At 45.2% G+C, this 13,290-nt stretch carries 10 protein-coding genes and 1 pseudogene; all 11 read right to left on the minus strand.

Translation table 11 applies throughout. The annotated features are described in order from the left end of the window. Nucleotides 1-55: 55 nt before the first annotated feature. A pseudogene (locus G434_RS30760) lies at nucleotides 56-270 on the minus strand (hypothetical protein); the annotation flags it as partial. A 138-nt stretch (nucleotides 271-408) separates the two neighbouring features. Beyond that, nucleotides 409-1,539, minus strand: coding sequence for a fimbrial protein (locus tag G434_RS11360; RefSeq protein WP_000959044.1), 1,131 nt, complete (start codon nucleotides 1,537-1,539; stop codon nucleotides 409-411). 13 nt (nucleotides 1,540-1,552) lie between these two features. Further along, complete coding sequence (locus G434_RS11355) at nucleotides 1,553-2,332, minus strand: fimbrial biogenesis chaperone (protein ID WP_001309806.1); 780 nt, start codon at nucleotides 2,330-2,332, stop codon at nucleotides 1,553-1,555. After that, a complete protein-coding gene (locus G434_RS11350; protein ID WP_000199430.1) occupies nucleotides 2,298-2,822 on the minus strand; it encodes a fimbrial protein in 525 nt (174 codons plus the stop codon). Before G434_RS11350 ends, G434_RS11355 begins: the two co-directional genes overlap by 35 nt. A gap of 7 nt (nucleotides 2,823-2,829) precedes the next feature. Next, nucleotides 2,830-3,393, minus strand: coding sequence for a fimbrial protein (locus G434_RS11345; protein ID WP_001023962.1), 564 nt, complete (start codon nucleotides 3,391-3,393; stop codon nucleotides 2,830-2,832). Continuing rightward, on the minus strand, nucleotides 3,393-5,984 hold the full coding sequence (locus G434_RS11340; RefSeq protein ID WP_001049816.1) for a fimbrial biogenesis usher protein: 2,592 nt from the start codon (nucleotides 5,982-5,984) through the stop codon (nucleotides 3,393-3,395). The genes G434_RS11345 and G434_RS11340 overlap by 1 nt, the downstream gene beginning before the upstream one ends. A 41-nt stretch (nucleotides 5,985-6,025) precedes the next feature. Next, nucleotides 6,026-6,778, minus strand: coding sequence for a fimbria/pilus periplasmic chaperone (locus G434_RS11335; protein WP_001267299.1), 753 nt, complete (start codon nucleotides 6,776-6,778; stop codon nucleotides 6,026-6,028). Nucleotides 6,779-6,898: 120 nt separating this feature from the next. After that, nucleotides 6,899-7,603, minus strand: a complete 705-nt coding sequence (locus G434_RS11330) for a fimbrial protein (protein WP_000671312.1) — start codon at nucleotides 7,601-7,603, stop codon at nucleotides 6,899-6,901. A 483-nt stretch (nucleotides 7,604-8,086) separates the two neighbouring features. Further along, entirely contained in the window at nucleotides 8,087-10,534 is a 2,448-nt protein-coding gene (gene glgP / locus G434_RS11325) for a glycogen phosphorylase (protein ID WP_000993442.1), read from the minus strand. 18 nt (nucleotides 10,535-10,552) lie between these two features. Beyond that, a complete protein-coding gene (gene glgA / locus G434_RS11320) occupies nucleotides 10,553-11,986 on the minus strand; it encodes a glycogen synthase GlgA (RefSeq protein WP_001197646.1) in 1,434 nt (477 codons plus the stop codon). Further along, nucleotides 11,986-13,281 carry a glucose-1-phosphate adenylyltransferase gene (gene glgC, locus G434_RS11315; protein ID WP_000253975.1) on the minus strand — a complete coding sequence of 432 codons (1,296 nt, stop codon included), beginning with the start codon at nucleotides 13,279-13,281 and terminating at the stop codon, nucleotides 11,986-11,988. The genes glgA and glgC overlap by 1 nt, the downstream gene beginning before the upstream one ends. Between the last annotated feature and the right edge of the window lie 9 nt (nucleotides 13,282-13,290).

Below are 13,290 nucleotides of genomic sequence, written 5' to 3' on the forward strand. Positions count from 1 at the left end.
TTATGCAATATATTGAATTTGCATGATTTTGTAGACCAATAAGACGTTCACGTCGCATCCGGCATGGACAAAGCGCATATACAACCGATAACCAAAGTTGTAATTCCAGAAGTGAAATACGCCTGATCATGAGCGGGATAGAGAACAGTATCTCCCCAGAAAACTCAGCGTAATAATACAAGCAGCCAGCGCAACCACCGTCGGCCATATCAAGAACGGTACAATAATAAAGCCGAGAAATACCACACCTAGCAGCAAAACACCGTGAATTTGTTCATCGCGCTAATTCCTTTCCCTCGAGGGTTATTTCATTGTGGGATACATCGGCACATAACCCATATTTTCCATCAAACTTTACCCTACCGATGGCTAAAAACGGGCTAATCCGATTCTGCACTGACTCACACATCACTGGTATTCCACCCGCAAAACAGCCAGGGCATTATAACGACCCGCAGCAGGGCGTCGCCCTGTGGTACTTACAGGGAGAGACAGAAAAGTCACATCTGCCGTCTGAGCTGACTCAGCCCGGTTTTCAACTAACTTAAATGGCACACCAACATGCGCAGCAAGAGCGTTCAAGTCTACGGATTCCTGTTGGCTATCCATAATCATAATGCCAACGTCGGGGTTATCCTCCGCCTGAATAATGCTTTGCCGACCATTAACATCTCTCGTTGATGAAATATTGCCATCAAAAACCAGCGTCATTACGGCATCAATATCTTTGTTCGTACAGTTTATCGGAATAGTGGTTGCCACTGGAGAAACGCCCGTGGGCTTCACTCCAGCACCAGCCCGACTTAATTCGCTGGCCCAGACATCCGGCATATTAACGGTAAAACTAGTTCCCTCATTAATTGTGCAACCTTGTGGAACTTCAATATTTAAGTTGCCAATATAAGCATTAAATACTGGAATTGGTCCGTGCTCTGTTGGAAACTGGCTGACATACAAAGAAACCAGCAATACGTTATTTATTGATATATCGGATATTATTTTTTTATCAAGTCTGATTTTTATATAACCTTCTGTTCCTGAGGCCCAACTTGATGGTTTACTTCTGTCTGCTGGATAATTGGTGCTATAGTTGTCAAAAGGTACTGCCTTATCTGTCATTGTGCCATTTTTATTATAGAGCTTTACATGTGTCGAGACAGATATTTCATGAGTCAAAGGAATAAATATATCGCTCCCCTGATGATCACCAGACGCTCCTGACGGATCAATCCCAGAAACACCAGAAAAATAAACCTCATAATCATCCAGAGAATTACAATAAGCCTTATAATGCCCTATTTTCCAGTCCTGCGAGGGTAATACTGTCCCAGGCGAATTATTATTAACATCTGAGACAATTACCGTACCAAAATTATAAGAAAATGTCGCAGGAGTAGTATTATTACCTGGTGCACCAGGATAACAAAAGGCGCGATCCCGTCCCATATCTTCAGCATATACTATGTTATAGCAGCTACTGACTAAAAGAACAAACAATATACAAATCGCTTTTATATTTCCCCAAAAATAAGTAAGCATCATGCTTCTCCAGTTATCCATGTATCGCTACTGCACCCATAATAGCATTATTTTGTAAAACATTTAATTTTACGCTCCATACGGGTAAGGCATTATTGTAAAGATCTAGTGTTTGCCAGTTAATCTCACAATATCCTTGCCGCTGACACCAATCCTGTTGGCGATGACTAAATGGTGCAACCATGCCACCATTTATGCTTTTACCATCAATAGATAAATTATAGAGTGTCACATACCAGGGCGTAGGGTTAAAAACGGTGACAGCTTCATTGTTTCGCGACCAGCGTAACTGTTGATAAGCGTCAAGTGGATTACCTGATAACGTCTCTGGGCGGTAAAATATTTTCATCCTATTACGTACAGCCACCTGGAGTTGATTTTCATTCTTAAGCTGTGAGTTTTGTTCCTGAGCAGGTAACACTGCAATATTCAGTATAAATAAACTCTCACGATCTATAGGTAACTGCCCCCCCACGCGATTGATTCTTATTTTGGTATTTTTATCTTGTTTAAGTACCAATAATGGTGGTGTGGCAATAAACGCCTTATCTGGAAGTAAAGGCTGGGATTCCAGTGTCCCTTTTAACTGACGTCCATCATCAGGTGTCACGGAAATTTTAACCAGCATATCTTTACTGGCAGTATTTTTAAGCTCGACCGAAATTGATGACTGCTTTTCTGGGTAAACAAAACGAGTACCGCCAACAACAACTCCTGCCTGCGCATTTGTGCAACATATTAAAATGCATATCAGCACGTTAATCATAAGTGACGATAAAGGAAACTGATGCATTCGCATCTCCTGGTTGTACATCATTTTTTATAGCTTTATAAGCAGCAAAGAAATGCAATGTATTATCTACCAATGGTGTAAGGGCATAACTTGTACTCTTTATACCATTACTAATACTTTGTCTGTTGTTATCAAAAATAGCCAGTGCTAACCCATCGACTGAGCCCTCTTCCAGTTTATATAGGGCTGCGTCTTCACTAACTGGTATTCCATCAAACGTGACATTGGCATGACTGACATCACTGCCACAACGGGTTAACTTTACAGAGAAACCAATTTTTTCAGTAACACTCCCTGAATTTCTCACCATATAGCTGGGAACATCAGGCATGTTAACTGTGAAATTTTTAGATTCATCGGCAACAATACAAGTCTTTGCCGTTATGATTCCTTCTATACGTACAACACCTGTATGTGTTGTATCATCAGCAATGGATGACATAGATATCACAGAGAATAATAGGGCAATTAAATTCCAATATCGTGTCATATTAACCTCACTGATAGTCTATATCAAAGTACAATAGTGCGTTCGCCTGTCCCGCATGTACGTTTTGCTGAGTTGACTTATAGCGGAGTTTAAAGGTTAAACTGGCATCGCCATTATTATTTAAAATTAACTCTTTGAATCCTGATTCACTATTAATTGCTATAATTTTATCATTACTGTCTAAAATTTCGATGCCCACTCCAGTTGCACTATCCGCGCTGGAAGTAAGGCGTAATAAAGTGGTATTTATAGCATCAGCATCCCCGGTAAACTGCACATTAGCACTTACTCCTGAACTATAAACAGTACTGGTTGTTGTAGGACATCCTTCCAGATTGATCGTAAATGTATGGCTGCCAGAAACATCCCCTACATTCAAAAAATCATTGACGTCATAAGTTCCCATGTTTACTGGCTGGTCTTTACTTCCAGTTGTAATATCACACGTTTTCGCTAATAATTGTCCTGTAAATGTGACCACTACAGTATCGTTAGCCAGTGCGTTATATGAAATCACCATCATGAACAATGATCTAAACATTAATAGAATAAATTTTTGTAATATATTCATTAGCGGCACTCCAGATTTGCATAGCTAATGGCATTATCCAACTCACTTTCCGGTAATTGATAGTTTGCCCGACATTGCTGATAAGAACTTTCTCCCCACTGTATATTTATTATGCCTTGTAAAGGCAAACCGGAGAGATAAACCTGTCCACTGTCACCCACTATTCCTGTAATCTGAGTTGTCCCCTCAGTGGGTACACTGACCGTCGCACCAAATGGAACTGGTTTATTACGATAGTGAACATTAAATAAACCTCGAATACCGACATGTGCATTAAACTCAGCACGAACTAAAGCACCTTTGCTGGGTATCACTTCCATAGTAGTAGCATCTAATTCTGTATGCATACTCATAGACATAGGGTCTAAAGAGATATTATTACGCCGATATTCCGTGGCATAAGGTACGACAGCATAGCCACGCCAGTCTGTTTTAACCCCCGTTCCGCGTTCCACATTTACATTGTTTGCCCCAGGTGCTTTTATCAGTATATTTGTTTCTCCTAACGGCTGGCTTAACGTGAGACCATTTTCGTGAATAACCAGGGCACCACTTAAACCATAGTTAAATTGCTGGTTACCATTATTATCGTAGCTGTATCCAGAATTTAGTGAACCATATGTACCACGGTAATTTATCCCTACCGAGCCATTTTCGCCATTATTCTGGTTGGCAAAATTTTGTTGAATATTATAGTTGAGATTATGTTGTTCCATCAGCGATCCAGATACTCCGGCATACTGATTTACATGACCGCTATTATCCTGACTATAACCATAAGTTGCTGTCATAGAATTTGTCGCAGTACGCCCATCGACAGCTAGTGATAACCAATTGCTGATCGGCAATGAGACATTTACGGATAAGATTCTGTCCGCATCTGAACCTGGTGACTTACTATAATTATAAGCAATATTTAAATAAATCCCATGTACACTCGTATTATAGCCGACCTGATACAAGGTATCTTTATTATTCGTATTCCAGTAAGTTTGTTGACTTGCCGCCAAATACATAGAGCCATATTCGCCCAATGGTTGCGATATATTTGCCTGAAACTTTCCTCTTTTGTTATAACGTAAATTATAAAAATCATTCCAGTTATAAACATAGTCTTTTTCATTAAGGGTATCTGGATCGATAACCGTACCCGACATTTGTTTGTATGTGGTATCACTCAACGAATAAAATCCCTCCGTCGAATAGCGATAACCAATAATCTGAAAAGCCGTACCTGTCTGCACTAACGATTTTGAATATAGGAAACGGTACGATTGCCCTTGATGTTTACTGCCATCGGCAAGCGTGCTATTGGCTTGCGTTAAATCAAATGACGTCGCACCAAACATACCAAGGTTGAACCCAAGCCCGAGTGCTATTGCCCGATAATTATTTGAGTATTGCATCCCTCCGTAGGCGGTAATATCCCAGGGTAACCCCCAAATCAAATCTCCTTGAAAGACATTCGGACTGTTTTGATTATAGCTATTGCTACGATATTTACCGGCAGTTGCCGAATATTTAATATGCCCTTCGCGTTGAAGAATGGGAACAGCGGCGTAAGGAATGGTATAGATAGTTTCGGAATTATCAGACTCTTTGATCGTAACTTCCAAATCCCCAGCGGAAGACGTAGGGTTCAGATCGTTGATTTCAAAGGGTCCCGGTGGAGTATATGTCTGATAAATAACATAGCCATTTTGTTTGATCGTTACCTGAGCATTGCTTTTAGCAATACCGCGCACAGTGGGGGCAAAACCACTTTGGCTATCGGGTAGCATGTTTTCATCGGATTCAAGTTTAGCACCACGAATACTCACACTGTCGAAAACATCCGATGAAGACCAGGTATCACCTAGTGTTAATTCACTTTTAAAAGGAATAATTACTCGTTGTAACGTACTACTCACATGTGCAATTTTACCCGGTGAATTACCTGAACGACTCCATGTAGAATAATCGCGAAAACGCCACGCCCCTAAATTTAAACCTGAACGGAGATTTAAATAATAACTATCAGACGCATAGTCTCCACGATCACTGTTGCCAGAAAAATCATAATTAATAAGAATGGCCGGGATACCATTATCCCATTCCTCAGGTGGAATATAACCACGGGCTTCATGCTTTAATATTGCCTGCGGAAAGGTCAGTTTGAGTCGTTGCGCATCCAGTTCAGGAGTGTATTGAACTTCTGCGAACCATATACGTAAATCGAGACAATTATTTCCCTCTGCTTGCGCCTGTTCCGGCAATGCACTTTTGTTAATTCCTAAAGTAACTAACTCATCGAGCGAAAAACAGGGGATCAACTGATTCTGCTCATCAGCTTTGAAAGTAACCTTACGTGATGTCAAAGGCGAATCATTGACCCATATTTCAACCTCATAACTACCAGGTAGATATGTCATCCCTTTCTCAAAACGAGATAAATCAGCAACAGCTTCTGTATCACCCGACAGGAATGCAGGGTTAAAGCGCATACCCGCCACTGAACACGCAGGCAAAAGTGTCAGTAGAAGCAGCATACACCACCTCATCTGCTTCTGCCTTGCCATCCTGTGTTCGAGTTTTCTGAGCTTTAGGTTCATATCCCTGACCTGAGTTGCTTTAACGTTTTAATCTTCCAGGTTTATTGCATCGTTCCCTTTTGCCTGGCCGTTGTGGCACCGTAATCATTGATAGTTTGATAAGTAATTTCACCGGCTAACGTCACTGGTGAAGACACTGTTACGTCACTTTTCGGTGGAACAAACGCATTAGGTAATTTTGCCCCTTGCACCCTGATTCCAGTCACCGTCAGATAATAGGGAGAAGGGTTAATGACTCTCAGCTGTTTACCTTCGTATTTAAATCGCAGCATATCCCGTGCTTTACCAGCTTGAACGGGTAAATTAGTCGGACGGTAAAATAATTTAATTCTGTTTTGTAACGCCAGTTGTAACGTGTTTTTCTGGGTATTCTTCTCATCCGTTGGCGGAATCGCTTTCACATTCATCCAGAATAATGTTTCGCGATCAGTCGGTAACTGTGATTTACCAATAAACATTATCCTCAATGAGGCTTCTTTTCGCGTTGGTAACATAAATAAAGGAGGCGTAACCACAAAATCCTGACTTTTTTTACTGCTTTGATTGTCATCAATCCATGACTGGATTAAATAGCTGGTGTTAGCCCCACCATTCTGTACACTTAGCGTAATTTGCTGACTGTCAGATGGATAAACCAGACGCGTAGAACCAAGACCGAAGCCACCCGCAGCAATAGCATTGATAGATATGGCGGATAGTAAAAATAGAGCACCGGCCCTTATGATATATTGGGTCTTCAGCAAAGAATTAATGTTTCTATTCGAAAAACATTTATTTTTTGAAATCCATCTCATACTGCATCCTTGTAGATGAAATTAATTGTAATTACTGATGCATGTCTATTTATTACAAATAAACATGTAATATTAATTTCAGGTTACAAGTAACTGTAACCTGAAATTATCTTGCTGTAATTATTCGTACAGCACGACGAAACTTGCCGTTGATTTCACCAGACCTGGTGCAACGGTACTACCGTTCTGAGCATAGCCCGCGGTAAATGCCGCAGTAAAATCATGAGTGGCTGCATCGCCAGGAATCACGTAGGCTGCTGAAGAACTACTCCCCTGGGGAGTTTGTGTGTTCAGCTTAATCAGGCCATCAGTTGTCGTGTTTTTAGAATAAATACGAATCCCTACACCCGTAGCTCCCGCTTCGCCAGTACCATCAGCATCAGCAGCTCCTTCCACTTCATTGGCAAGCGTCTGGTTGGCACCGTCTGCTACGCCAGTAAAACGAAATTCAATATTTTGACTGTCCGTATTGCTACAATCAGTCAGTTTAATGTTGAAGTCAGTCTGGTTACTGGCACCCGTTGCTTCGGTATCAATGCCCGTGAAAGCGTTAGAAGGTACGACTGGCAGTACCACTTCAATCTGTTTCGATTCTGTAGCAACCTTACACGTCGCTTTAACCACACGACCAGTAAAGCGGATGTTTCCGCCCATCGCATCGGTGTTGCTATCCATATCGGTGAGTTTTGGATAATCAACGGTGCTCCAGTCTGTATCCGCACCACCAAATTGTGATGCATCGCCTGGCGCAGCGGTTACCGCAGTTGACATCAGCATACCTGATGCGAGTAAAACTGCGGATAAATTAGATAGATTGAATTTCATTTATACCTTTCCTTTTGTTAAAAAATCCAAGCAATATTGGCGATTATTTTTACATTCAGCTTTAACAAGTCACATTATTTAAATGAATAAAGCTGGTGTAGTTAACCACAGAAAAAAATAAGAGATAGAATGGCTGGAAAATATTATATGAGCTGCTTGGTAATATAACTAAAAGAATCCATGCTCGCAATGATTGACTTTATATAAAAATACAGTCATTTGAAAACAAAGAGATTTATTTTAGACAGGATAACTGAAGAGTGGGGCAATATATAAATATAATAAATAATTTATTAGTTATTTATAATGCTTATTGTATGATACATACTCAGATGAGAATCATTATTAAAAATTAATAAATATGAATTATATATCGATACTGTCTGTAAATTGTCATGACATATCGTTTATCTGATATAAAAATGCCGTGTGCCCCTTAACGATAGCTTTGAGGGAACACACGGCAGTTATCACTTTGCAAACTTACAATCTCACCGGATCGATATGCCAGATATGATCAGCGTACTCTTTGATCGTACGGTCAGAAGAGAAGTAGCCCATATTGGCAATGTTTAGCATCGCTTTTGCGGTCCACTCTTCCTGACGCTCGTAGAGTTCGTCGACTTTATCCTGACAATCGACATAACTGCGATAATCCGCCAGTACCTGGTAGTGATCGCCGAAGTTGATCAGCGAATCAACCAGATCGCGATAGCGACCCGGATCTTCCGGACTGAATACACCGCTGCCGATTTGCGTCAGCACCTGATGCAGCTCCTCATCTTTCTCGTAGTATTCACGCGGTTTGTAGCCCTGACGACGCAGTTCTTCCACTTCTTCCGCTGTGTTACCAAAAATAAAGATATTGTCAGCACCGACATGATCCAGCATCTCGACATTCGCACCGTCCAGCGTACCGATGGTCAGCGCGCCGTTAAGCGCAAACTTCATGTTACTGGTGCCGGAAGCTTCCGTCCCCGCCAGCGAAATCTGTTCAGACAGATCGGCCGCCGGAATGATCAACTGCGCCAGGCTAACGCTGTAGTTCGGGATGAACACGACTTTCAGCTTGTCGCCAATCTGCGGATCGTTGTTGATCACTTTCGCTACGTCATTGATCAAATGAATAATGTGCTTCGCCATGTAATAGGCCGAAGCCGCCTTACCGCCAAAAATATTCACGCGCGGTACCCATTTCGCATCCGGGTCGGCCTTGATGCGGTTATAGCGGGTAATCACATGCAACACATTCATCAATTGACGTTTGTATTCGTGAATACGTTTAATTTGCACATCGAACAGCGCTTTCGGATTTACCACCACATTCAGCTGCTGGGCGATATACTCCGCCAGACGCTTTTTGTTCTCCAGCTTCGCCTGATGCACCGCGTGATTAACCATTGGGAAATCACAGTGTTGTTGCAGCTCATTAAGCAGGCTAAGGTCGGTGCGCCAGTTACGGCCCAGGTGTTCGTCCAGCACAGCTGAAAGCGATGGGTTCGCTACCGCCAGCCAGCGACGCGGGGTCACACCGTTGGTAACGTTGGTGAAACGACCCGGGAAGATTTTCGCAAAGTCGGCAAACAACGATTGCACCATCAGGTTAGAGTGCAGTTCCGATACACCGTTAACTTTGTGGCTCACCACAACCGCCAGCCAGGCCATACGCACACGACGACCGTTGGATTCATCAATGATCGACGCCCGTCCCAGCAGATCGGTATCGTTCGGATACTGTTCCTGCAAGGTTTTCAGGAAATAGTCGTTAATTTCAAAGATGATCTGTAGATGACGCGGCAGAATTTTACCCAGCATATCAACCGGCCAGGTTTCCAGCGCCTCGCTCATCAGCGTGTGGTTGGTGTAAGAGAAAACCTCGCAACAGACCCCAAACGCGTCGTCCCAACTAAATTGGTGCTCATCAATCAGCAGGCGCATCAACTCAGGAATCGACAACACCGGATGGGTATCGTTGAGATGAATCGCGATTTTATCCGCCAGGTTATCGTAGGTTTTATGCAACTGATAATGGCGGCTTAAAATGTCCTGAATGGTCGAGGAAACCAGGAAATATTCCTGACGCAGGCGCAGCTCACGCCCGGAGTAGGTGGAGTCGTCCGGATACAGTACGCGAGATACGTTCTCGGAGTGGTTTTTATCTTCCACTGCCGCGAAGTAGTCACCCTGGTTGAATTTACCGAGGTTAATTTCGCTACTGGCTTGCGCACTCCACAAACGCAGCGTGTTGGTCGCGTCAGTGTCGTAACCCGGGATAATCTGATCGTAAGCCACTCCCAGAATCTCTTCGGTTTCAATCCAGCGCGTTTTTTTACCTTCCTGCTGAATGCGACCGCCAAAACGGACTTTATAGCGCGTGTTGTGGCGTTTGAATTCCCACGGGTTACCGTATTCCAGCCAGTAGTCAGGTGACTCTTTCTGGCTACCGTTAACGATGTTCTGCTTGAACATACCGTAGTCATAGCGGATGCCGTAACCGCGCCCCGGCAACCCTAACGTCGCCAGAGAATCGAGGAAGCAAGCCGCCAGACGTCCCAGGCCACCGTTACCGAGGCCCGGGTCATTTTCTTCATCAATCAGCTCTTCGAGATTTAACCCCATCGCTTCCAGTGCGCCCTGTACATCTTCGTAAATTCCTAGCGACAACATGGCGTTGGAAAGCGTACGGCCAATCAAAAACTCCATCGACAGGTAGTAAACCTGACGAGTTTCTTGCGACAACTGGGCACGGTTTGAACGTAACCAGCGCTCCACGAGACGATCGCGCACAGCAAATAACGTTGCGTTCAGCCATTCATGTTTATTGGCGACGACCGGGTCCTTTCCAATCGTAAACATCAGCTTGTAAGCGATAGAGTGCTTAAGAGCTTCTACGCTAAGCGTGGGCGATGAATATGTAAACGGAGCATTCATATAGGCGTTTCCTGAAAACTATTTCAAGCGATAGTAAAGCTCACGGTACGACTTCGCCGCGACCTGCCAGCTAAAATCCATTGCCATAGCCTGACGTTGCACAAACCGCCACAGTGAAGGACGGGACCACAGTACAAAAGCACGTCGAATAGCCCGTAACAGCGACCAGGCATTACTATCTTCAAAGACAAACCCACTGGCGACGCCATCTGCAAGGTTCTCAAGAGAACAGTCAGAAACCGTATCAGCAAGCCCACCGGTGCGCCGCACTAACGGCAGCGTACCGTACTTCAATCCATAAAGTTGCGTTAAGCCGCACGGTTCAAAACGGCTGGGCACCAGAATGACGTCCGCGCCGCCCATAATGCGATGCGAAAATGCTTCGTGATAGCCAATCTGAACGCCCACCTGGCCGGGGTATTCCGCTGCCGCCGCAAGGAAACCTTCCTGCAGCACCGGATCGCCCGCGCCGAGTAGCGCCAGCTGCCCGCCCTGCTCCAGAAGGCCCGGTAAGGCTTCCAGCACCAGGTCGAGACCTTTCTGGCTGGTCAGACGGCTCACCACTGCAAAAAGCGGCACTTTATCGTCAACCTTAAGCCCCATTGCGATTTGTAACTGGCGCTTATTTTCCGCTTTATCTTCCAACGTATCGCGGGTGTAACGCGAGGCCAACAGTAAGTCCGTCTCTGGACTCCAGATTTTCTCGTCCACGCCGTTCAGTACGCCGGAAAGACGCCCTTCACGGTGACGCTGTTGCAACAGACCTTCCATACCGTAGGCAAACTGCGGTTCGGTGATCTCGCGAGCGTAGGTTGGACTGACTGCCGTAATGTGATCGGCATAGTACAGACCGGCCTTCAGAAAAGAGATTTGTCCGTTGAATTCCAGCCCATGAATATTAAAGAATGACCATGGCAATTGGATGTCATTCATGTGATGTGCATAAAACATGCCTTGATAGGCCAGGTTGTGCACAGTAAACACCGACTTCGCAGGACGCCCGCGCGCCGCCAGATACGCAGGCGCAAGACCTGCATGCCAGTCGTGCGCATGCACCACATCAGGACGCCAGAATGGGTCAAGCCCGCTGGCCATTTCTGCCCCAACCCACCCCAGCAGCGCAAAACGCAATACGTTGTCGGTATAGGCAAATAAGTTGGTATCGTGATACGGGCTTCCCGGACGATCATAGAGATGCGGCGCGTCAATCAGGTAAATGCCAACCCCGTTGTAATGACCGAACAACAGCGTGATATGTCCGGCGAAGGTATCACGACGGGATACTACCTGCGCATCGGTCACGCCACGGCGAATATCGGGAAATGCAGGCAACAGTACGCGAGCGTCAACGCCGTCTGCGATTTGTGCTGCGGGTAATGCCCCAATAACATCAGCCAGACCGCCGGTTTTAAGCAGCGGGAACATCTCTGAACATACATGTAAAACCTGCATTATCGCTCCTGTTTATGCCCTAACTTCCGTAGCATTTCGCGCGTTACCAGCACGATGCCTTCTTCTGAACGATAGAAACGACGTGCATCTTCCTCTGCGTTTTCACCAATCACCATGCCTTCCGGAATAACACAAGCACGATCGATGACGCAGCGGCGCAGACGGCACGAGCGACCTACCCATACTTCCGGTAACAATACGGCGGAATCAATGTTGCAGAATGAATTCACGCGAACGCGCGAGAACAGAACGGACTGCACCACCACCGAACCGGAGATCACACAACCGCCGGATACCAGTGAGTTAAGGGTCATCCCGTGGCTACCGGAGCGATCCTGCACGAATTTCGCTGGCGGTAATGATTCATTGTAGGTGCGAATTGGCCAATTGCGATCGTACATATCCAGTTCCGGCACCACAGAGGCCAGATCGAGGTTCGCTTTCCAGTAAGCTTCCAGCGTACCCACATCGCGCCAGTACGGCTCGGCATCCGGGTCGGATTGTACGCAAGAGAGCGGGAACGGGTGCGCATAGGCCAGACCGGCTTCGGTGATCTTGGGAATCAAATCTTTGCCAAAGTCGTGGCTGGAGTTCTCATCGCGATCGTCTTCTTCCAGCAGTTCATACAGATAGTCGGCGTCAAAGACGTAGATACCCATACTCGCCAGAGATTTGCTCGGATCGTTCGGCATTGACGGTGGGTTAGCAGGTTTTTCAACGAATTCGATAATTTTATCGTTCTCATCAACCGCCATAACGCCAAATGCGGAGGCTTCTTCAATCGGTACTGGCATACAAGCAACGGTGCAACGTGCGCCTTTTTCGACGTGGTCGATAAGCATACGCGAGTAGTCTTGCTTGTAGATATGGTCGCCCGCCAGGATCACCACGTATTCCGCTTTATAACGGCGGATAATGTCGAGGTTTTGGGTAACTGCATCTGCGGTGCCGCGATACCAGTTTTCCCCTTTCATTCTCTGCTGTGCTGGCAGCAGATCGACAAACTCATTCATTTCTTCATTGAAGAATGACCAGCCGCGCTGAATGTGCTGCACCAGAGTGTGGGACTGGTACTGGGTGATCACGCCCATACGACGGATACCGGAGTTGATGCAGTTAGACAGCGCAAAGTCGATAATGCGGAACTTACCGCCGAAGTGTACGGCCGGTTTTGCTCGCTTATTGGTTAAATCCTTCAGGCGGGTACCACGTCCTCCCGCCAGTATCAGGGCAACAGATTTCAATGGCAGCTGGCGCGCCAACATTAAGTGATCGTTCTTCTCTAAACTAACCATGACTAACTC

The sequence above is a fragment of the Escherichia sp. KTE172 genome, assembly GCF_000408845.1.
Lineage (GTDB): Bacteria > Pseudomonadota > Gammaproteobacteria > Enterobacterales > Enterobacteriaceae > Escherichia > Escherichia coli.

Bases quoted from the DNA above. Each gene is read 5' to 3' on its own strand.
- G434_RS11345 (WP_001023962.1), bottom strand. From the start codon at position 3,393: ATGAATATATTACAAAAATTTATTCTATTAATGTTTAGATCATTGTTC.
- glgA (WP_001197646.1), bottom strand. From the start codon at position 11,986: ATGCAGGTTTTACATGTATGTTCAGAGATGTTCCCGCTGCTTAAAACC.
- G434_RS11355 (WP_001309806.1), bottom strand. From the start codon at position 2,332: ATGCATCAGTTTCCTTTATCGTCACTTATGATTAACGTGCTGATATGC.
- glgP (WP_000993442.1), bottom strand. From the start codon at position 10,534: ATGAATGCTCCGTTTACATATTCATCGCCCACGCTTAGCGTAGAAGCT.
- G434_RS11360 (WP_000959044.1), bottom strand. From the start codon at position 1,539: ATGCTTACTTATTTTTGGGGAAATATAAAAGCGATTTGTATATTGTTT.
- glgC (WP_000253975.1), bottom strand. From the start codon at position 13,281: ATGGTTAGTTTAGAGAAGAACGATCACTTAATGTTGGCGCGCCAGCTG.
- G434_RS11350 (WP_000199430.1), bottom strand. From the start codon at position 2,822: ATGACACGATATTGGAATTTAATTGCCCTATTATTCTCTGTGATATCT.
- G434_RS11330 (WP_000671312.1), bottom strand. From the start codon at position 7,603: ATGAAATTCAATCTATCTAATTTATCCGCAGTTTTACTCGCATCAGGT.
- G434_RS11335 (WP_001267299.1), bottom strand. From the start codon at position 6,778: ATGAGATGGATTTCAAAAAATAAATGTTTTTCGAATAGAAACATTAAT.
- G434_RS11340 (WP_001049816.1), bottom strand. From the start codon at position 5,984: ATGAACCTAAAGCTCAGAAAACTCGAACACAGGATGGCAAGGCAGAAG.